Here is an 18,502-nt window from a genome sequence, read left to right on the forward strand (position 1 = left end):
CGGCCCGCGGCGAACCACATACCCAGCGAGAGGGCTCAGTTCAGATCCCCGAGCCCTCTCAGCTCCGGAAGGTCATCGAACTCCCCAGGGTTGAGAAACATCAACTCCCGCGCGTCCTCCGGCACATCACCCCGCCCACCCGCCGGAGGCTGCAACGCCTGCTCCGTCCAGATGCACTTGCCGGTCGGCGTGTAACGCGTCCCCCACCGCTGGGAGAGGGCGGTGATCAGTTGCAGCCCCCGGCCACCCTCGTCCGTCTCCGTCGCCCGGCGGATACGGGGCATCGTCAGGCTGCCGTCGAAGACCTCGCAGATCAGCTCGGCGCCGTGCAGCAGCCGGAGTTGGACGGGTCCCTTGGCATGCCGTACGACGTTGCCGACCAGCTCGCTGACCAGGAGTTCCGTGGTGGGCGTGAGGTCGTCCAGGCCCCAGACGGAGAGCTGTTCGCGGACATGGCGGCGGGCCTGGCCGGCCGCCCTGGGGTCCTCGGGCAGCGGCCAGGAGGCGACCCGGTCGCCGGTCAGGGCGTGCAGACGGGCGATGAGGAGTGCCGCGTCGTCCGCGCTCGGCTGCTCGGCGGGAAGCAGTCCCGCGGTGAGCGTGTCGCAGAGTCCTTCGAGGTCCCCTTCCGTACCGGCCTCGTACGCCCCTCTCAACAGGCGGGCCAGTTGGCCCATGCCCTCGTCGATCTCCCGCTTCGACGACTCGACCAGACCGTCCGTGTACAGCACCAGCAGACTGCCCTCGGGGACCTTCAACTCGACGGTCTCGAAGGGGGGTTCGGCCGCGCCGAGGGGAGGGTCGGCGGTGAGCGCCGGGAAGTACACCGTGCCGTCGGGGTGGACGACCGCCGGCGGGGGATGGCCGGCGCGGGTGATGGAGCAGGTCTGGGTGATGGAGTCGTAGAGGGCGTACAGGCAGGTGACGTACGACTCCTCGCCCATGTTGCCGACGATGTCGTTGAGGTGGCTCATGATCTCGTCGGGGGGCAGTTCGAGGTCGGCGAGGGTGTGGACGGCGGTGCGCAGCCGGCCCATGGTGGCCGCCTGGGGCAGGCCGTGGCCCATGACGTCGCCGACGACAAGGGCGACCTGGCCGCCGGAGAGCGGGATGATGTCGTACCAGTCGCCGCCGACGTCCACGCCCTGGGCGGCGGGCAGGTAGCGGGCGGCGGCCGTGCAGGCGGGCAGGTCAGGCAACTCGCTCGGCAGCAGGGCGCGTTGGAGTTCGCGGGAGCGGCTGCGCTCGTCGTCGTAGAGGCGGGCCCGGGCCAGCGCCTGGGCGACGAGGGCGCTGATGGTCGTGAGGAGGGTGCGTTCCTCGTCGGTGAAACCACGCGGGCGGTCGAAGCTGACCGAGCAGACGCCGAAGGTATGGCCGGAGGCGGTCAGCGGCAGGAACGCCCAGGCCTGTTTGCCGCTGCGCCGGGGCAGGCCGGCCAGCGCGGGAAAGTGGGCGGCGAAATCCGCCGGGGACGAGAAGAACGCGGGGGTCTCGCTGGCGATCACGTCACAGCTGGGCCAGCCGGGCGCCAGCGGGGCGTCCCTGATCAGTTCGAGGAACTCCTCCCCGTAGCCGATGGATCCGACGGTGCGCAGACGGTCGCCCTCGACGGTCTGGACGATGAGGCCGGCGGCGGCGAACGGCGGCAGTACGCGCCGGGCGACCGCGTCGACGACGTCCCGCGAGGTCGTCGCCTTGGCGAGCGCAGCCGTCAACTCCGCGATGCGGGCGGCGCGTTCGGACGCGTTGTGCTCGTCGGCCCGCCGTTCCTCCTCGTGCCGCCGCTTCTCGGTGACGTCCTGGAGGTAGAGGGTGCGGCCGTCGGGGCCCGGGACCAGTCGCAGGTGGTGGCGACGACCGGTGCCGGGCACGCGTATGTCGAAGCCGACCGACTTGTCCTCGGCGGCGGCCTTCCGGCAGCGTCTCTCCAGATCGGGCAGCTCCCGCACGGTCGGCAGGTCCCACAGGACCCGCCCGAACAGCTCCTCCTCGGAGAGGCCGAGCATGCGTTCGGCCTCCAGGTTGGCGAAGGTGACCCGCCAGGTGTCGTCGACCGCGAGGAACCCGTCGCTCATGTGCCGCAGGGCGCGGCCGAGCGCGTCCCGGGCGGTGCGCGACTCGTTGCTGTCCCAGCCCATGCCGATCATGCGCAGGGGTTCGCCGTGCTCGTCGTACGTCGCCCTGCCGCGCGCCTGGTGCCAGCCGTACGTGCCGTCCAGGCCCCGTACGCGGTACTCGGCCTCGAACACCGAGTGGCCGCGGATCGCCTGGTCGACGAGGGCGAGGGTCGGTCCGAGGTCGTCGGGGTGGACGCAGCGCATCCAGTTCTCGACGCGGGCGGTGTACTCCTCGGGCCGGGTGCCGTACAGCTCCATCGCGGCTTCGTCCCAGATGAGTTCACCGTTCTTGATGTGCCAGTCCCACGACCCGACCCGGACCTCCTTCAGCGCCTGGCGGAGCCGGTCGCCGCTCATCTCCGAGTGCACGGGACCGGTCGGCAGGGGCGCCTGGACCATGCGTTCCTCCGCCCAGGCGACGACGTCCCGCAGGAACCGCCAGTGCGCGGAGGTCGGTTCACGGTTCTCACCGGTGATGACGGTGAGGGCGCCGATGCTGCGGTCACGGCGGATGACGGGCACCGCGGCGAGCCCACTGCCGGGGATGGGCGCGCTCGACGGGCAGATGGGGATCGAGGGGTCGGCGCGGTCGGCCGCCACCCCGGGTATCCACACCCCGCGGCCCTCGTGGCGGTCCTCGTACAGGGCGCGGGCGGGGGCCAGCGGACCCTCCTGGTCGATGATCTCCCAGGGGCCGGTGAGGGCGGTGGGCAGACCGGTGGCCGACACCAGCCGCAGGGCCGACATGGGGCCCCGGAGGTGAATCGTTCCCCCGAGTGCGCCCAGCTCCGCCACCGCGTGCTGAAGGGCCAGCCGGAAGACCTCGCTCTCCGCGACACCGGGGTCCACCGAGCCGAGCAGTGCCAGCCGTGCGTTCATACTTGAAGTTTTACCGTTCGAGTGGCACCTCAAGCGAGACTTTGCAGGAAACTCACGTTCACCTCTGGCCACCCGCACCGCCCCACACGCGCGTCAACAACCGTGTTCCCAGAGCAGGTTGTGTGACATCCCATCGTCATCAAGGCCAACTAGCCTTCCGTTGAAGAACAGTTGAGATTTGAACGTAACTGACTGTTGAGAACTTCACATCCGAGGTTCCGTCCAGAGGATCTCTGCTAGGAGCGGCATGGACATCGGCGTTTTCATCCCCATAGGCAACAACGGCTGGCTGATCTCGAAGAGTTCACCCCAGTACATGCCGAGCTTCGACCTCAACAAGGCGATCGTGCAGAAGGCGGAGGCCCACGACCTGGACTTCGCCCTCTCGATGATCAAGCTGAAGGGCTTCGGCGGCGAGACGGAGTTCTGGGACCACAACCTGGAGTCGTTCACGCTGATGGCGGGCCTGGCGGCGGTCACCGACCGCATCAAGCTCTACGCCTCGACGCCGATCCTGGCCCTGCCCCCGGCGATCGTCGCACGCATGGCGGTGACGGTCGACTCGATCGCCCCCGGCCGCTTCGGCATCAACATCGTGACGGGCTGGGCCCCGGGCGAGTACGCCCAGATGGGCCTGTGGCCCGGCGACGACCACTTCGGCAACCGCTACACGCGGGCCGTCGAGTACGTCACCGTGATGAAGGACCTGTGGCGTGACGGCGTCAGCAACTTCAAGGGCGAGTTCTACGAGATGGACGACTGTGTCCTCTCCCCGCGCCCGGCGGACGGGCACATCGACATCGTCGCGGCCGGCCAGAGCGGCACCGGCATGAAGTTCGCCGCGGAGCACGCCGAGTACAACTTCATCCTGGGCAGCGGCGTCAACACCCCGACGGCGCTGGCGGGCAGCACGGCGACGCTGGTGGAGGAGGCGGAACGAACGGGCCGGGACGTGGGAGCCCTCTCGCTCTTCATGATCATCGCGGCCGGGACGGACGACGAAGCCCAGGCCAAGTGGCAGGACTACCACGACAACGCCGATCACGCGGCGCTGGCGTACATGGCGGGCGAGACGGCCACCGACACGACGTCCACGGGAACGTCGACGGCGCGGACGATCGCGCTGCCCGAGGGCGCGGTCAACTTCAACATGGGCACACTGGTCGGCTCGTACGAGAGCGTGGCGAGGATGCTCGACGAGGTCGCCGAAGTAGCGGGCACCAAGGGCGTCATGCTGGTCTTCGACGACTTCCTGGAGGGCCTGGAGAACTTCGGGACGCGCATCCAGCCGCTGATGAAGTCCCGTGCGGGGAGGGGGAGTTCGACGTGACCCCGGCCCCGGAAAGCGGTGCCGAGGAGGATCGGGAGCAGGAGAAGGACTACGAACGCGCGGGCCTGGCCGGCCGGCTGACGCCCGGCACCTCTCCCGCCCTCCTCCTCGTGGACCCGGCCCGGGCGTACGTCGATCCGGCCTGCCCCCTCTACGCGGGGGCGGGCGCGGAGGGCGCCGCCGAGGCGATGAGGGGGCTGCTGTCCCTCGCCCGCCGGGCCGGAATCCCGGTGATCGTGACACGCGTCGTACTGCGCCCCGACGGCAGCGACGGAGGTGTCTTCTACCGCAAGGTCCCGAGCCTGCGGGCGTTCGTGGAGGGCAGCCCGTACGCCGACTTCATCGAGGGCCTGGCGCCGACGGCCGCGGAGTTGACGGTGACGAAGCAGTACCCGAGCGCCTTCTTCGGCACGACCCTGTCCACGTACCTCACCTCCCACGGCATCGACACCCTCCTCATCGCCGGCCTCACCACCAGCGGCTGCGTACGCGCGACGGCCCTCGACGCCATGCAGCACGGGTTCGTCCCGGTGGTCGTCGAGGAGGCGGTGGGCGACCGGGACGCGGGGGTGCACGCGGCGAACCTGTTCGACATCCGGCACAAGATCGGTGAGGTCTGGAGGATGGGAGAGGCGGCGGAGTACCTTTCCAGGGCCGGGAGTTGACCGGGAAGAGGGGAAGGAGGGTAAGGAGGGGGCGGGGCGGGGCGGGTTATTCGATGTGCCCGGTCTCGGGGTCGACCTGGGAGAGGAACTCCCGGATGGAGTCCTCCAGTCGGGCCGTGTCGGCCTGGACCGGAGGGTGGGTGCCGAAGCCGAAGCCGTATCCGGGGTGGGGGCCGGTCAGCCAGGTGAGGTTGTAGGAGCCCGGGGTGTTGTCCGGTTGGCTGACCTCGAACTCCTCGCCGTCGACCGACATCCGCCACGGCTCGTTCACCGACATCACGACCTGCTTTCCTCAGCCCCGGACACGGGAGCGTACGTGCTTGCCTCACGTGCCCATCGGATCATGCAACGGTGAAGTCGGCGGCCTTGGCGACCAGCTTCGTGTCGCCGTCCTTCGCGGTGGCCAGGACGGCGACGTGCCACACGCCACGCTCGGACTCCTCGGCGTCGGCGCGGGTGACGGGGACCTTGTAGGTGCAGCGCACGGTGTCCCCACCGGACGGCTTGCACACGGCCGACTCCGCGGAAGCCATGTCCTTGGCGGTCAGCGCCTCCTTGGCGAAGACGGACGAGTTCGCCGGCCAGGCCAGGACCTTCACGTCCTTGACACCGGAGGACGCCGACACCTCGGTGGTGAAGGTCAACGAGCCGGCACGGTCACCGACGGGGGCGGCATAGCGGGCGGCACTGTGCGCCACCGAAGGCGGCTGCTCCCCGGCGTAGGCGAGAGCGAAGGCTCCGGCACCACCGAGGACGACAACTCCGGCAGCCACAGAGAGAACGATACGACGCGCCATGAGGAATTCCCCTACCAGGATCAGGTGGATCAGACCGACGCTCTTGGCGGCGCCGTTGCACTCATCCTGGCCGGGCGGCAGTCTCCGGGCATGAGCGCACGTACTCAACTCCGGTCTGAGTAGGAGCTGTTCGGCGGTGAGGGGCGAAGGCGCGAGCGCGGCTGTCGCAGCTGCGGCCGACTCGCCCGGCCATGACCATCCTCCGGCCGTCACCCCTCTCGGGAGCCGGGACCCAGGACTCCGGCGGTGAAGTCCGCCAACTGCGTGCGCATCCTCTCCTGCGGCACGCCTTCCTGCCCGGCCAGGTGCTCGACAAGATCGGCTCGGACGGCGGCGAGCAGGGCGTGGGCGGTGAAGTCGTTGCCGGTGAGGCCGGGGATCTGGTCCAGCACGGCTTCGAGCAGGCCGTGCCACCGCGCGTAGTGCTCCGCCTGGTACGGGCTGCCGCTCCCGCTCTCCTCCAGGGCCAGCGAGAGACGACGGTTGTCGAGCTTGAAGCACAGGAGGGCGTCGAGCAGGGCGGGCACGCGCTGCTGCGGCGGGGTGGTGGGCCCCAGGGGCGGCGGGCCGGTTTCGACGGCCTCCCTGATCGGTTCGAGCCGCGGCGGCCCGGCGGTGGGAAAGGTGCACCAGTGCCTGCCCGATCTGTTCGAACAGTGGGCGGTGCTGCGGCCCTCGTGGTTCATGCAGAACTTCACGGGCACACACATGCACGCTGCCGGCATCCGTGCGGACGGAACCATCCGGAGCGCCACCGCCGGCGGCCGGGTCGGCTTCGTCGACGCCGACGACATCGCGGCCACCGCCGTCCACGCCCTGACCGTCGGACACGCCCCCAACACCGATCTCGTCCTCACCGGCCCGGAGGCACTCGGCTACGACGACATCGCCGCGATCACCACCGAGGTCACCGGTCGGCCCGTCGTGCACCGCCATCTGTCGTACGAGGAGATGCGCGACCACCTCACGCTCACGGCGCTGATCCCGCCGGAGTTCGCCGCCATGCTGGCCGGCCTGGACCGGGCCATCGCGGAGGGCGCGGAGGACCGGGTCACCGACACCGTCCAACGCCTCACCGGCCGGCCCGCGCGGACGTTCCGAGCCCACCTCGAAAGGAGCGCGCCGGTGTCAAGCGGCCAGTGAACAGTGAATCTCCTCACGCGGGAAGGGACTTGAGCCATTCCGTCAGCAGGGCGTTGGTCTCCTCGGGGCGTTCCTGCTGGATCCAGTGGCCGCAGCCTTCGAGGATGTGGGAGCCGGTGAGGGCGGGGAGGGTGACCGGGTGTGCGTCGATCGCGTCGGCCAGCCAGGTGGTGGAGGCGTCCAGGGAGCCGCCGATGAACAGTGCCGGCCGGGTGACGGGGGCGCCGGTGTGGCCGCCGTTCGCCAGGTCCTCCCAGTCCCGGTCCATGTTCCGGTAGCGGGCGAGCGCTCCGCTCATGCCGGTGCGCTCGAACTCCCCGGCGTAGACGTCGAGTTCGCGGTCGGTGAGCCAGGCGGGCCGCTGGTGCCGGGGGAAGCGCTCGCGCAGGGTGCCGCTTCCCCCGCGCGTCACGAAGTGCGGGTCCGGGGCGCCGGGTTCGGGCATGGTGTCGGCGGAGAGCGCGGCGTAGAAGCCCGCCAGCCAGCCGCGTACGTCGGGTTCGATCTCGGCCTCGGCCCGGCCGGGCTCCTGGAAGTAGGAGACGTAGAACTCCTCCGCCTCGCCCCCGATGTGCGCGAAGACCTCGCTGGGCCGGGGTCCCCCCGGCGGGCTGTACGGCACGCTCAGCAGGGCGACCGCGCGGAACACGTCCGGGCGGACCAGCGCGGAGGTCGCGGCGATCGTCGCGCCCCAGTCGTGTCCGATCAGCACCGCGGAACTCTCCCCGAGGGCGCGCACGACGGCGACGTTGTCGTCGACCAGGTCGAGCATCCGGTACGCGCTCGTCGCCCCGGGACGCGAGGAACGGCCGTAGCCGCGCACGTCGATGGCGACGGCACGGTACCCGGCGGCGGCCAGCGCCGGAAGCTGGTGCCGCCAGGAGTACCAGGACTCCGGGAACCCGTGCACCAGCAGGACCAGAGGGCCGGTGCCCTGTTCGACCAGGTGGATCCGACCGGCGGGGGAGGGGACGAGGCGGTGGATGAGGGGGTGCGGGGGCGGGTGCGGCACGGGGGCTCCGTACGTCGTCGGTGAGCGGACGTTGACGTCACCGGCAATCGTGCGGTGGCAGCGCGACGCACGCGAGACCTGTTGCCGGTTCGGCAAACCGGCTCCGGCCTGCTCCCGGCACTCGGCACTCGGCACTCGGCACACCGGAACCCGGGAACGTGCGTTCCGGTGGCGTGTGCTCAGGCGGGCCCCGCGCTCTTCCAAAGAATCACGGGAGAGATAGAAACCCACCAAGCCCCACCTTCCCTCCCGTCGCCGGAGACAGCGCCCACGGCCGCTTCCGCGCAAACTCACTCGCCCGAGTGAACATCACCAACACAGCTGGATTCGTGCCCGGTTGCCTGCCTTACGCGAAGAGCGCGGACGACAGTTCCTACCTCCTCGCCATCGAGGCACAGCGGAAGAAGGTCTCGTCCAAGCCCGCGAGTTGGGCCTACTACACGTCGTACTTGTGGACCACGTACGGACTGCCCACCGCGCTCATGGTCGTGTGCCAGGACCACGCCACCGCCAGGTGGGCCCAGCAACCGGTGGCCAGCGGGCCACCAGGACTGCCCACGCTCACCCTCACGCCCCTCGTCGTGGGCCACACAACACGCCCGCGATCACCGACCCGGCCGAGGCCCGCGAGGACCTCGTCATGGCCGCGTTGTCCGCCATTGCCCACGCGGCCGATCCGGACATCAATGCCGTATAAAAGCACTGTCCGCCGCCCTGCAGCAGGACGTGCCCGAGGACGACGCCGACCCGATCATCGAATTCGTCGCACAGGGGCTGGTCGACAGCCCGGCCAGGAAGCTCTGGAGGAACCTGGTGGCCGTGGACCTCTCCTTCTACACGTCCTTCATCGCGGAGGAGATCCACGATGAAGGACGTGCCGAAGGCCGCGCTCAAGGCCTCGCCGAAGTCATCCTGTTCGTCCTTGAGAAGCGCGGCCTCGCTGTGTCCGACGAAGTACGTGAGCGGATCACGGCCGCCGACGGCCCCGAGACCCTGCACGGCTGGATCGCCCGCTCCGTCACCGCCACGACCGCCGCAGAGATCTTGACACCTCGCCAAAAGGGCGTGCGCGCGACCCCGATGGAGCGTTGAAGCTAGAGACGCGGCTCCCGTACGACCGCCACACCGCCCGGCGCGACCCGCACCGAGCCGCCCGCCAACGCTTCCCCAGTGAGCAGTTCGGTCGCGCCTGCCGCCACCGCGACCTCGGCTCCGCCACCCGCATGGTCGATCAGGAACAAGAAGTCCGCATCGGCACCGCGACGCACCACCGCCTCCACCCCCGCCGGAGTCGTCCGCACCCCCTCGACACCCGCCTCCGCGCACATACGGGCGAGCAGCGCGCCCAGCGTCGACGCGTCCGGCCGTGTCGCCAGGTACCAACCGGCGCCGGTACCAACGGAGTTGCGCGTCACCGCCGGGACCCCGGCCAGCGGACCCTCCGTGTACGACAGCACCGCCTCCGCCCCCGCACCCTCCAGCCGCAACCGCTCGGACCAGAGGGTTCCCGTGCCGTCACCGTCACCGATCCCGACCGACTCTCCCGGCAGCAGGGGGAACAGCTCGTCCGCCCGCACCCCGAGGGCCTCACGGAACGCGCCCGGGTAACCCCCCAGCCGCACATGGCAGTTGGCGTCCACGGCACCGCTGTGGAACCCGACGGCCAGCGTGCCCCCGCGCTCCGCGAAACCCGTGAGGTTCGCCGCGCCCTCGTCGTCGACCAGGTACAGGCTCGGGGCCAGCACCAGCCGGTATCCGTCCAGCTCCGCGTCCGGCCGCACGAAGTCCACCGCCACGCCCGACCGCCACAGCGGCTCGTACCAGTCCCGTACGAGATCCAGGAAGCGGAGTTCACCGTTCGGCTGGGAGGGGAGTTCCAGGGCCCAGCGGGCGTCCCAGTCCCAGACGATGGCCACCGAAGCCGTGCCCGTGCTGCCGCGCACCTCCGCCAACGCCCGCAGATCCGCGCCCAGTTGGACCACGTCCCGCCAGATCTGGCTGTCCGTCCCGGCGTGCGGGAGCATCGCCGAGTGCCACTGTTCCGCGCCCGCCTTCGCGGCCCGCCACTGGAAGTACGCGATGCCGTCCGCGCCGTGGGCGACATGGGAGAGGGCGTTGCGGCGCAACTCCCCTGCCGCCTTCGCCCTGTTGACCGGCTGCCAGTTCACCGCACCCGTGGAGTGCTCCATCAGGAACCAGGGGCCGCCCGCGAGCGACCGCATCAGGTCTCCGCTCAGCGCGATGTCGATCTCCGACTCGGGGTCGGTCGACCGGAGGTAGTGGTCGTTCGCGACGACGTCCAGCTCCGGAGCCCAGCGCCAGTAGTCCAGCGCGTCGAAGTTGTACATCACCATGAAGTTGGTGGTGGCCGGGGTCCCGGGCGCCGCCGCCCTCAGTACGTCCCTCTCCGCCTTGTACAGCGACAGCAGTTCGTCGCTGCAGAAGCGGCGCCAGTCCAGCTGGTGGGTCGGGTTCGGGACCGCGCCCGTCGCTCGGGGCGGGATGATCTCGGCCCAGTCGTAGTACCACTGGCTCCAGAAGGTGGTCCCCCAGGCGTCGTTCAGCGCGGCCAGGTCGTCCCCGTACCGTGCCCGCAGCCAGCGGCGGAAGGACTCCGCGCTCTCGTCGCAGTAGCAGGCGGGGTTGTGGCAGCCGTACTCGTTGTGGACGTGCCACATCGCGACCGCCGGATGGTCCGCGTACCGCTCCGCCAGCGCGCCCGCGATCCGCAGGGCGGCCTCGCGGTAGGCGGGGCTCGACGGGCAGAACGTCTGGCGGCTGCCGTACGACAGCCGGCGCCCGTCCTTGTCCACCGGGAGCGCCTCGGGGTGGGCGCGGAAGAACCAGGCGGGCGGCGCAGCCGTCGGGGTCGCCAGGTCGGCGGCGATGCCGTTCTCGTGGAGCAGGTCGAGGAGACGGTCCATGCGGGCGAAGTCGTAGACGCCCTCGGCCGGTTCGAGCAGCGCCCAGGAGAAGATGCCGACGCTGACCATGGTGACCCCGGCCTCGCGCATCAGCCGCATGTCCTCGGCCCAGACCTCCTCGGGCCACTGCTCGGGGTTGTAGTCGCCCCCGTAGGCGATACCGGGGACAGCGAGTTCGCGCTTCATCGATCAACTTTCCTGTTCTTGCACGGCATGTTCTTGCAGGGCCCGTTCCTGCGAAGGCCCGTTCCTGCGAAAGGGTGTCAGCCGTCAGCCCTTGTTGGCACCCAGGGTCAGACCGCTGACGAACTGGCGCTGCAGCGCGAAGTACACGATCAGGGTGGGGATCGCGGTCAGCAGCGCACCCGCCGCGACCAGGTTGGGGTCGGTGAAGTACTGGCCGGAGAGGTTGTTGAGGGCCGAGGTGATCGGCATGTTCTCGCCGGTGGAGATCAGGACGAGGGCCCAGAAGAAGTCGTTGTAGATCCAGATGGACAGCAGGGTGGCCAGGGCCGCCATCGCGGGCCTGCACAGCGGCAGCACGATCTGCCAGTACATCCGCCACACCGACGCGCCGTCGACGAGCGCGGCCTCGGTCAGCTCGTGGGGGAGCATCCGCATGTAGTTGGCGAGCACGAACGCGCAGAAGCCCGACTGGAACGCGATGTGGATGAGGACCAGGCCGAGCGCGGAGTCGTACAGCTTGCCGGACTCGGTGATCCCCGGCAGATCGATGAGCAGGTACATGCGGTACAGCGGGGTGATGATGACCTGCTGCGGGAGCAGGTTGCCGGCCGTGAAGACGAGCAGCAGGAACAGGTTGACGCGGAAGTCGAAGCGGCTGACGTAGAAGGCGACCATCGACGACAGGAACAGCGTCAGCAGCACCGCCGGGACGGCGATGATCAGCGTGTTGACGAAGTAGTGCGTCATGTCCGACTGCTGGTACGCGTTCGTGAAGTTGGCGAAGCTCAGCTTGTCGGGCCAGGAGACATAGCCCTTGGTGCTGGTCTCTGAGTACGGGCGCAGCGCCGCGTAGATCGCCCAGAGCAGCGGCGCGAGCCAGGCCAGGGACATGACGACGAGGAACACGTGCAGCAGCACGCGGCCGGGCCGGACGGGGGCGCGCTGTTTCAACGACATGGAGGCGCTCATGCCCGCCGCTCCTTCCGGAAGGTGCTGATCAGGTACGGGATGATCACGACGAGCGAGATCACCAGCAGGACGACGGCGATCGCGGAGCCGTATCCGATGCGGCTGGACTCGCCGATGATGTTGTTCGTGACCAGGATCGACAGGAGTTCGGTGCCCTGGGCGCCGCCGTTGAAGACGTACACGAGGTCGAAGGCGCGCAGCGATTCGATGATCGTGACGACCAGGACGATCGTGTTGGTGGGCCGCAGGGTCGGGAAGATGACGTTCTTGAACGTCTGCCACTCGTTGGCGCCGTCGAGCGAGGACGCCTCGCGCAGGGACGGGTCCACACCCTTCAGACCGGCCAGGTAGAGGATCATCATGTAGCCGGTGTGCCGCCAGGAGGCGGCGACGAGGACGGCCCAGAGGTTGAGGTCCGGGTCGCCGATCCAGTCGATGTAGTGGCCGGGCTTGTTGGCGCCGATCAGGCTGTTGATCAGGCCCGTGTCCGGGTTGTAGACCAGCTGCCAGACGAAGCCGATGACGGCCATCGACACGACGACCGGCAGGAAGAACGCCGTCTGGTAGACCCGGCTGAAGCGGATGTTCTTGTCCAGCTGCACGGCCAGGAACAGGCCCAGCGGGGTCGGGATCGCGATGAGTACGACGAACCAGATGACGTTGTGCTGGACGGCCGGCCAGAACTGCGGGTTGTCGGCGAAGAGGTCACGGAAGTTCTGGAGCCCGACCCACTCGATGGAGCCGAAGCCGATGCCGTCCCAGGTGGTGAAGGCCAGCGCGATCGAGGCGAAGGCCGTCACCCACACGAGGGCGAGGTGCAGGAACGTCGGCAGGCCCGCCATGAAACCCAGGGCGACCCTGTCCCGGCGGGTCAGCAGCCGGCGGTGGCCCGAGGCCGGCTTGCGGCTCTGCGGGGAGGAGGGCGTGCCGGTACCGCCCGGGGGCGGCGTGTCGGCCGCCCCCGGGACGACGGGGATCGAATCGAAGGCGCTCATGACGAGGCGAAGATCGTCTTCTTCTGGCGCTCGATGGACGAGAGCAGACTGTCGATGCCCTTGGGATCGCGGATGAACTTCTGCAGCGCGGGCTGCATCACCGTGGAGGTGAAGTCGGGGCGGCTGTCGCGGTCCATGAACTGGGTGAGGTTCTTCGCGCCGCTGATCATCTCGTACGCCTTCTTCTGCAGGGCGCTGTACGAGGAGGTGTCGGCGGTGGTGGAGGCGGCGACGACGTTCGGGTCGGCCTTGAGGTAGATCTGCTCGGCCTCCGGCGTGCCCAGGAACTCGAGCAGCTGGACGGAACCGGCCTTGTTCTTCGGGGACTTGCTGAGCATGAAGCCGTCGGTCGGCGCCTCGACCGTGTCCTGACCGTAGGACGGGTCGATCTCCGGGAAGGCGAAGAAGTCGAGGTCCGCGAGGTCGGTCGCGTTCGTGAACTGCTGGCCCACGAAGGTGCCCAGCAGATACATGCCGGCCTTCTTCGAGACGAGGGTCTGGGCCGCGTCCTGCCAGGTACGGCCGGTCGATCCCTCCTGGTGATAGGGGAGAATTTCGGCCCAGTTGTCGAACGTGGCGCGAACCTTCGCGTCGGTCCAGGATGCCTTTCCGGCCATCAGCTCGACGTGGAAGTCGTAGCCGTTGGTACGGAAGTTGATCTGGTCGAAGGTGCCGAGCGCGGGCCAGGCGTCCTTGTCGCCGAAGGCGATCGGGACCAGGCCGTCCTTCTGCATCTGCTTGCACAGGGCGATGAACTGCGCCCAGGTGGTGGGCACTTCGTAGCCGTGCTCCTTGAAGACGCTCTTCCGGTAGAACATCGCCCAGGGGTACGTGTACAGCGGCACGAAGTAGTACTTGCCGTCCGCGCCCTTGCTGAGCTGCTTCATCGCGTCGGGGAAGTTGCTCCCGATCTTCTGCCACACGTCGTCGATCGGGCTGGCCAGGCCCTTGCCGGCGAAGAACTGCATGCGGTAGCCGGCGAACCAGGTGAACACGTCGTCCGGGGTGCCCTGGAGGTAGGAGTTGATCTGCTCCTGGAACGTGTTGTGGTCCTTGGTGTTCACGTCGACCTTGATGCCGGTCTTCTTCGTGAACGCCGCGTAGATCTCGGCGAAGGCCTTCTTCGGGACGGCGTCCGACGAGTTCGAGCCGAGGGTGACGGTCTTCGCGTCGGTCCCCGAGTCGCTGTCGCCGCAGGCGCTCAGCAGCGGAACGGCCGCGCCGAGAGCCGCCGCGCCGCCGATGCCGCGCAGGAGGGTGCGGCGGCTCGGACCGGGGACGAACAGGCCGGAGGGTGTGTGGTGCATGACGGCTCCTGAGGACAGACCCCCCGAAAAGGGGAGCAAGGTCACGACTACGCTTGGTCCATGCTGATCTAAATCGACCAGAAATCAACTTGACCGAACATCGTGGCGGCAATAAGAGCCCCATGCCCGGCTGCGCGTCAAGACCTGGCGTCCGCCGTTCCTGAAACGTGATGGACATGTGAACGTGAAGCTTTGCTAACAGATAGATGGCAAACAGGCGACGCGAACCCTCCCTCGGCCGTTCGGCCGAGGGCCGCGCCCCGCCGGCCGACAATCGCCGGCCTTTCAGCCGAGGCGGGCGGACCGGCCCGGGAGGGACATTGGTGACGATCACGTCGGGCGACCCGTCAGGTGACCCGTCGGCCGATCACCGCACCGTCAGCCGGAGCCGACAGGAGCCCACCCATGCCCAGCACGCCCACCGCCACGCCACCCCCGGCGACCGGAAGGCCCGCCACCGGGCCCCCACCCCGGACACCGCCCCCGAGCACCGGTCCGCTGGGACGTCGTCCACCTGCCGGCCTGCGCGGCCCCCGGCTAAGGCACGGCGGCGATCCTGGCCGCCCGGGCCCCACACCCCTGGGAGAACACGGCAGCGCTGCGCACGGCCACCGTCGGCGCGGTACTGCTCCGCCTGGCCCGGCTGATCGTGCTCGGCCGGGGCCCAGTCCGGGGTCGGGGTCGGGGTCGGGGTCGGAGCCCAGTCCGAGGCCGGGGTCGGTCGGAGCCCAGTCCGGGGTCGAGGTCGCGGCCGGGGTTGCGGTTGCGGTTGCGGTTGCGGTTGCGGTCGGAGCCCAGTCCGAGGTCGGGTCGGGGTCGGGTCGGGGTCGTCGAACGCTCGGGCGCGCTGCTGCTGCACACGGGAAGCCCTTACGAGCCCCACCCCGCCACCGTGGGCCCCTACGAGCCCCACCCCCGCCACCGTGGGCGCCTACTCCCGTACCTGCCCGGCATGGCCCTCTTCGTCCTCCCCCACGCACTCCTGGGCGGACCCCACTGGCCCCGTTCACGGCCCCTCGGCTGTGCCCCTGGCCGTGGGCGGGATGGACCTGCCGGTGACCGGGCTGGTGTGCCTGGGAGTCATGTCGGCGGCCCGGGTCGGTTTCCGGCTTCGGAGCCGGGGCCGGGCCGGAGTCGGGCCGGGGCCGGAGTCGCGGCCGGGCTGGTGGTGGGCTCCGCCGCGGGCCTGAAGTGGACCGCCTGGCCCCTCCTCCCGGTCGGTCTCGCCCTGATCGCCTTCACGGCGGGCCACCGTACGGCCGTACGGGCTACCGTTACCGCCCTCCTGACGTCCGCGGCAGCCGTCGTACCGGTCTCCCTGGCGACCCTCACGCCTTCGTCGAGCACGTGGTCCTGTTCCCCCTTCCCCCTGGGCAGGGGCGACGTCCACTCCCCTACGACGAGAGCCCCCTGCTTGGCCGTCTGCTCGCCGAGCACGTCCCCGGCGGCTTCGTCCTCGCGGTCGCCCTGCTGGTCGCGCATGCCGTGATCGAGCAGCGTGGGACACGAACGCGCCTATACGACCCGGCAGTTGAGCGGGCTCCTGCGGTCGGGGCGGTGCAGCGCGTCCTGCGGGACGGGCTGAGCAGTGGCGCCTCCGCCTTCGTCCCGGGCCCGAAGATCTGGACGTACGACACGGCAGTCGACCTACGGCGCAGGTTCGTCGACCGGCCGGACCAGGCCGCCGGCACCTTCCTGGTGAAACTGGAACGGCAGTTGGCCGGAGCACCCCACGCGACCATCATCCTCGCCGCCGAACTCCTCTATGTGAACCTCGTACCGCTGAAGCCCGAGCAGATCGGCGTCCCGAGGAAGCGGGAGATCCTGAACGAGGTCCTCTCCTGGGCCCGTCGGGACATCTCCATACCGGCCAGACTCGACGCCGCGCTCACCGGATTCATCAACGGCGGTCAGGACTTCCTCAACTACCGCTGGGCGCAGTTCCAGTTCCTCGTGCTCCTGGTGGAGCAGCTGGCAGCGAGGGCTCCCGCGGAGAGGGAGGACCTCCTGGCCGGCTACGGCGACCACCTCCCGGACCCCACCGGCGACGACGACCGCGACCTCTTCACCCTGCGCACCCTGTTGCAGCAGGAGTCCGACGCCCCGGTGAACTTCTTCGCCGAACCCTGGCTCAGCCCGACTCAGCCGCCGATCCGCACCTTTCGCGACACACTCACCTGGTCCACGTCCGACGTCCGGACCGTGACCTTCATCGTCCAGGTGCCGGGGATCGGCAGGTTGAGGTTGTTGGTGCCCCAGTAGCCGCCCAGGTCGGTGACTTCGGCGTTGAGCGGGCCGATGTCCTTGCTGGGGAGGGAGAAGGAGAGGCGGAGTTCCGGGACGATCGCGAAGCCGTCATCAGGGCCGAACACGACGGCCTGCACGCTGTTCTCGCCGACCCGGCCGGGTTCCAGGGTGACCTGCACCTTGCCGTGGCCGCCGGGCGTACCGACGTCGAAGGGGATCGTGGTCGTGGACGCGCCGATCACCCCGGGTACGGGCGCGTCCTTGGCGGCCTCGGCCGCCTCGGCGGCTGCCCGTCCCGGCAGGGTGGTCGTCAGGACGGTCGTGATCACCAGCACCGCGATCCCGACCGCCACTTCGGCCAGCACGGAACGGCGGAGCCGCCGCCGGTGGAAGGCACATACGTTGTCCGAGACGTCGTCGGGCGAGGTGTCGTCGCCGGGTGTGTGGTCGTTGGGTGTGTGGTCGTCGGGCCTGTCGTCGTCGGAAACAGCGCTGCCGGAAACGTCGCCGCCGGAAGCTTCGCCGTCGCTCTCGGCGGGCCGCGTCGCCGGACCGCCGACCGTCTCGGGCACCCGTTCCGCGACCTTCGCCTCCGCCGTCTCCGGTACCAGCAGCCGGAGCGTCCACCGGCGCGAGAACCCGGCCGCCACCAGCAGCAGCGCCACCGCGCACACCTTGGCGATCAGGATGCGGCCGTACGACGTACCGGTGATCGCGTCCCAGGAGCCGAGGCCGCGCCAGGACTGGTAGACGCCGGTGACGGTCAGGACGGCCACGGAGGCGAAGGCCAACCGGGAGAAGCGGGTGACGGTTGACACCGGGAGCGGCTCTTCCGCCTGGAGCAGGGTGAGCAGGGCCGCGAGGCCGCCCAGCCAGGCGGACATGGCGAGCAGATGCAGCACCGAGGACGCCATCGCCACCGGCACCTGGATACCGGCCGAGGCGTGCTCGGCGGCGGCCCACGTCAGCGTGAGACCGAGGGCGAGCGCGCCCCCGGCGGCGAGGAGGACCGGTTGCGCGGGGTCGCCCGTGGCTTTGTCGGCGCGTCGGCGTCGACGTGCGACCACGGTCAGCAGTACGGCCGTCACGGCCAGCAGAGCGAGCCGGGCCAGGAGTGCCAGGCCGGGCCTGCCGCTCACGGTCCGTTCCAGGGTCGACAGGTCGAAGACGCCGGCGGGGGCGGTGCCCGCCTCGTACGGGCCGCGCAGCAGGAGCAGGGCGACGGTGGACACCAGGAGCGCCCACCAGCCCGTCAGCACCAGCCGGCGCAGGGGGTCCGTGCCGGGCGGGCGACAGAGGAGAACGAAGACGACGGTGCCGACGAGTAGCGCCAGAGCCGCGTACGCCAGGTAGCGGGCGATGTCGTAGAGGGCGGTGGTGGCCGCGTTCTCGGTGGAGCCGGTGTCGATGGTGGCCGGGGTCGCGGAGGGTGTGCCGATGGAGAAGGTGAAGGCGCCCGAGATGGGATGGCTGTCCGCCGAGACGACCCGCCAGGCAACGGTGAACGTGCCCTCGCCGAGGCCCCCCGGCAGGCTGACGCGCACCGCGTCGGAACGCCCGTCCACATGTTCGGCCTCGCCGGTGCTCACGCGCCGGCTGTCGGGGTCGAAGAGGCGGAAGGAGTCGTCGAGGAGGGCGACGGACTCGGTGAAGGTCAGGGTGACCTGTCGGGGCGCGGACTTGAGGACGCTTCCGTCCCGGGGGTCGGTGTCGCGGAGAGCGGCGTGCGCGGACGCGGTGCCCGCCCCGCCGACGAGGAGGAACAGGATGAGCATGGTGCCCAGCAGCGCCAGCCGCTGAACTGCCCGGACGTTCCGTACTCCCCGGACGTTCCTCGTTCCCCGGACGTTCCGCACGCCCTTCCGCCCGCCGGTCCCCGTGCGCCCGCCTCCTGCGGCTCGTCGCTGGTCGCGCCCTTCGTTCCGTAG

At 69.9% G+C, this 18,502-nt stretch carries 14 protein-coding genes and 1 pseudogene; 4 read left to right on the forward strand and 11 right to left on the reverse strand.

Going from position 1 to position 18,502, the window contains the following annotated elements; translation table 11 throughout:
- Positions 1–35: 35 nt before the first annotated feature.
- Complete coding sequence (locus tag IEY89_RS34955) at positions 36–2,999, reverse strand: SpoIIE family protein phosphatase (protein WP_189151564.1); 2,964 nt, start codon at positions 2,997–2,999, stop codon at positions 36–38.
- 247 nt (positions 3,000–3,246) lie between these two features.
- On the opposite strand from IEY89_RS34955, the gene rutA reads away from it, so the two are divergent.
- Together rutA and IEY89_RS34965 are read left to right on the forward strand one after the other, a co-directional pair.
- Positions 3,247–4,329: a pyrimidine utilization protein A gene (gene rutA, locus IEY89_RS34960; protein ID WP_189151565.1), complete on the forward strand. Its 1,083-nt coding sequence runs from the start codon at positions 3,247–3,249 to the stop codon at positions 4,327–4,329.
- Positions 4,326–4,994 (forward strand): isochorismatase family protein, encoded by a 669-nt coding sequence (locus tag IEY89_RS34965; protein ID WP_229695593.1) that lies wholly within the window; start codon positions 4,326–4,328, stop codon positions 4,992–4,994. Before rutA ends, IEY89_RS34965 begins: the two co-directional genes overlap by 4 nt.
- Before the next feature lie 46 nt (positions 4,995–5,040).
- Here the strand turns inward: IEY89_RS34965 and IEY89_RS34970 are convergent, their stop codons facing one another.
- The 3 genes from IEY89_RS34970 to IEY89_RS34980 all read right to left on the reverse strand — a co-directional run bounded on the left by IEY89_RS34970 (position 5,041) and on the right by IEY89_RS34980 (position 6,477).
- Complete coding sequence (locus IEY89_RS34970) at positions 5,041–5,271, reverse strand: hypothetical protein (protein WP_189151566.1); 231 nt, start codon at positions 5,269–5,271, stop codon at positions 5,041–5,043.
- A gap of 64 nt (positions 5,272–5,335) precedes the next feature.
- Positions 5,336–5,791 carry a DUF5707 domain-containing protein gene (locus IEY89_RS34975; protein WP_189151567.1) on the reverse strand — a complete coding sequence of 152 codons (456 nt, stop codon included), beginning with the start codon at positions 5,789–5,791 and terminating at the stop codon, positions 5,336–5,338.
- Positions 5,792–6,000: 209 nt separating this feature from the next.
- Positions 6,001–6,477: a hypothetical protein gene (locus tag IEY89_RS34980; RefSeq protein WP_229695594.1), complete on the reverse strand. Its 477-nt coding sequence runs from the start codon at positions 6,475–6,477 to the stop codon at positions 6,001–6,003.
- Here IEY89_RS34980 and IEY89_RS34985 point away from each other — a divergent pair.
- Positions 6,362–6,934 (forward strand): annotated as a pseudogene (locus tag IEY89_RS34985) (Rossmann-fold NAD(P)-binding domain-containing protein); the annotation flags it as partial. The gene IEY89_RS34980 and the pseudogene IEY89_RS34985 overlap by 116 nt on opposite strands.
- Positions 6,935–6,947: 13 nt before the next feature.
- Here the strand turns inward: IEY89_RS34985 and IEY89_RS34990 are convergent.
- Both IEY89_RS34990 and IEY89_RS42075 read right to left on the reverse strand, forming a co-directional pair.
- On the reverse strand, positions 6,948–7,946 hold the full coding sequence (locus IEY89_RS34990; protein ID WP_189151568.1) for an alpha/beta fold hydrolase: 999 nt from the start codon (positions 7,944–7,946) through the stop codon (positions 6,948–6,950).
- A 436-nt stretch (positions 7,947–8,382) separates the two neighbouring features.
- Complete coding sequence (locus IEY89_RS42075; protein ID WP_373287334.1) at positions 8,383–8,511, reverse strand: hypothetical protein; 129 nt, start codon at positions 8,509–8,511, stop codon at positions 8,383–8,385.
- Between the two features lie 161 nt (positions 8,512–8,672).
- Here IEY89_RS42075 and IEY89_RS42080 point away from each other — a divergent pair, with 161 nt between their 5' ends.
- Complete coding sequence (locus IEY89_RS42080; RefSeq protein ID WP_373287335.1) at positions 8,673–9,038, forward strand: hypothetical protein; 366 nt, start codon at positions 8,673–8,675, stop codon at positions 9,036–9,038.
- A gap of 2 nt (positions 9,039–9,040) precedes the next feature.
- Here the strand turns inward: IEY89_RS42080 and IEY89_RS35000 are convergent, their stop codons facing one another.
- The 5 genes from IEY89_RS35000 to IEY89_RS35020 all read right to left on the reverse strand — a co-directional run bounded on the left by IEY89_RS35000 (position 9,041) and on the right by IEY89_RS35020 (position 18,349).
- Positions 9,041–11,056 (reverse strand): beta-galactosidase, encoded by a 2,016-nt coding sequence (locus IEY89_RS35000; RefSeq protein WP_189151569.1) that lies wholly within the window; start codon positions 11,054–11,056, stop codon positions 9,041–9,043.
- An 84-nt stretch (positions 11,057–11,140) separates the two neighbouring features.
- The gene (locus tag IEY89_RS35005) at positions 11,141–12,025 is read right to left on the reverse strand and encodes a carbohydrate ABC transporter permease (RefSeq protein ID WP_189151570.1); all 885 of its coding nucleotides are present in this window, start codon (positions 12,023–12,025) and stop codon (positions 11,141–11,143) included.
- Positions 12,022–13,020, reverse strand: a complete 999-nt coding sequence (locus IEY89_RS35010; RefSeq protein ID WP_189151571.1) for a carbohydrate ABC transporter permease — start codon at positions 13,018–13,020, stop codon at positions 12,022–12,024. The genes IEY89_RS35005 and IEY89_RS35010 overlap by 4 nt, the downstream gene beginning before the upstream one ends.
- On the reverse strand, positions 13,017–14,327 hold the full coding sequence (locus IEY89_RS35015; protein WP_189151572.1) for an ABC transporter substrate-binding protein: 1,311 nt from the start codon (positions 14,325–14,327) through the stop codon (positions 13,017–13,019). The genes IEY89_RS35010 and IEY89_RS35015 overlap by 4 nt, the downstream gene beginning before the upstream one ends.
- A gap of 2,141 nt (positions 14,328–16,468) precedes the next feature.
- Positions 16,469–18,349 carry a copper resistance CopC/CopD family protein gene (locus IEY89_RS35020; RefSeq protein WP_189151597.1) on the reverse strand — a complete coding sequence of 627 codons (1,881 nt, stop codon included), beginning with the start codon at positions 18,347–18,349 and terminating at the stop codon, positions 16,469–16,471.
- Positions 18,350–18,502 lie beyond the last annotated feature (153 nt).

It is taken from the genome of Streptomyces lacrimifluminis, from assembly GCF_014646095.1.
Lineage (GTDB): Bacteria > Actinomycetota > Actinomycetes > Streptomycetales > Streptomycetaceae > Streptomyces > Streptomyces lacrimifluminis.

What these genes read in the sequence shown, in the direction of transcription:
- IEY89_RS35020 (WP_189151597.1), bottom strand. Translation starts at nt 18,349, where the DNA reads ATGCTCATCCTGTTCCTCCTCGTCGGCGGGGCGGGCACCGCGTCCGCG.
- IEY89_RS34980 (WP_229695594.1), bottom strand. Translation starts at nt 6,477, where the DNA reads ATGAACCACGAGGGCCGCAGCACCGCCCACTGTTCGAACAGATCGGGC.
- IEY89_RS35015 (WP_189151572.1), bottom strand. Translation starts at nt 14,327, where the DNA reads ATGCACCACACACCCTCCGGCCTGTTCGTCCCCGGTCCGAGCCGCCGC.
- IEY89_RS35005 (WP_189151570.1), bottom strand. Translation starts at nt 12,025, where the DNA reads ATGAGCGCCTCCATGTCGTTGAAACAGCGCGCCCCCGTCCGGCCCGGC.
- IEY89_RS35000 (WP_189151569.1), bottom strand. Translation starts at nt 11,056, where the DNA reads ATGAAGCGCGAACTCGCTGTCCCCGGTATCGCCTACGGGGGCGACTAC.
- IEY89_RS34975 (WP_189151567.1), bottom strand. Translation starts at nt 5,791, where the DNA reads ATGGCGCGTCGTATCGTTCTCTCTGTGGCTGCCGGAGTTGTCGTCCTC.
- IEY89_RS34970 (WP_189151566.1), bottom strand. Translation starts at nt 5,271, where the DNA reads ATGTCGGTGAACGAGCCGTGGCGGATGTCGGTCGACGGCGAGGAGTTC.
- IEY89_RS34955 (WP_189151564.1), bottom strand. Translation starts at nt 2,999, where the DNA reads ATGAACGCACGGCTGGCACTGCTCGGCTCGGTGGACCCCGGTGTCGCG.
- IEY89_RS35010 (WP_189151571.1), bottom strand. Translation starts at nt 13,020, where the DNA reads ATGAGCGCCTTCGATTCGATCCCCGTCGTCCCGGGGGCGGCCGACACG.
- rutA (WP_189151565.1), top strand. Translation starts at nt 3,247, where the DNA reads ATGGACATCGGCGTTTTCATCCCCATAGGCAACAACGGCTGGCTGATC.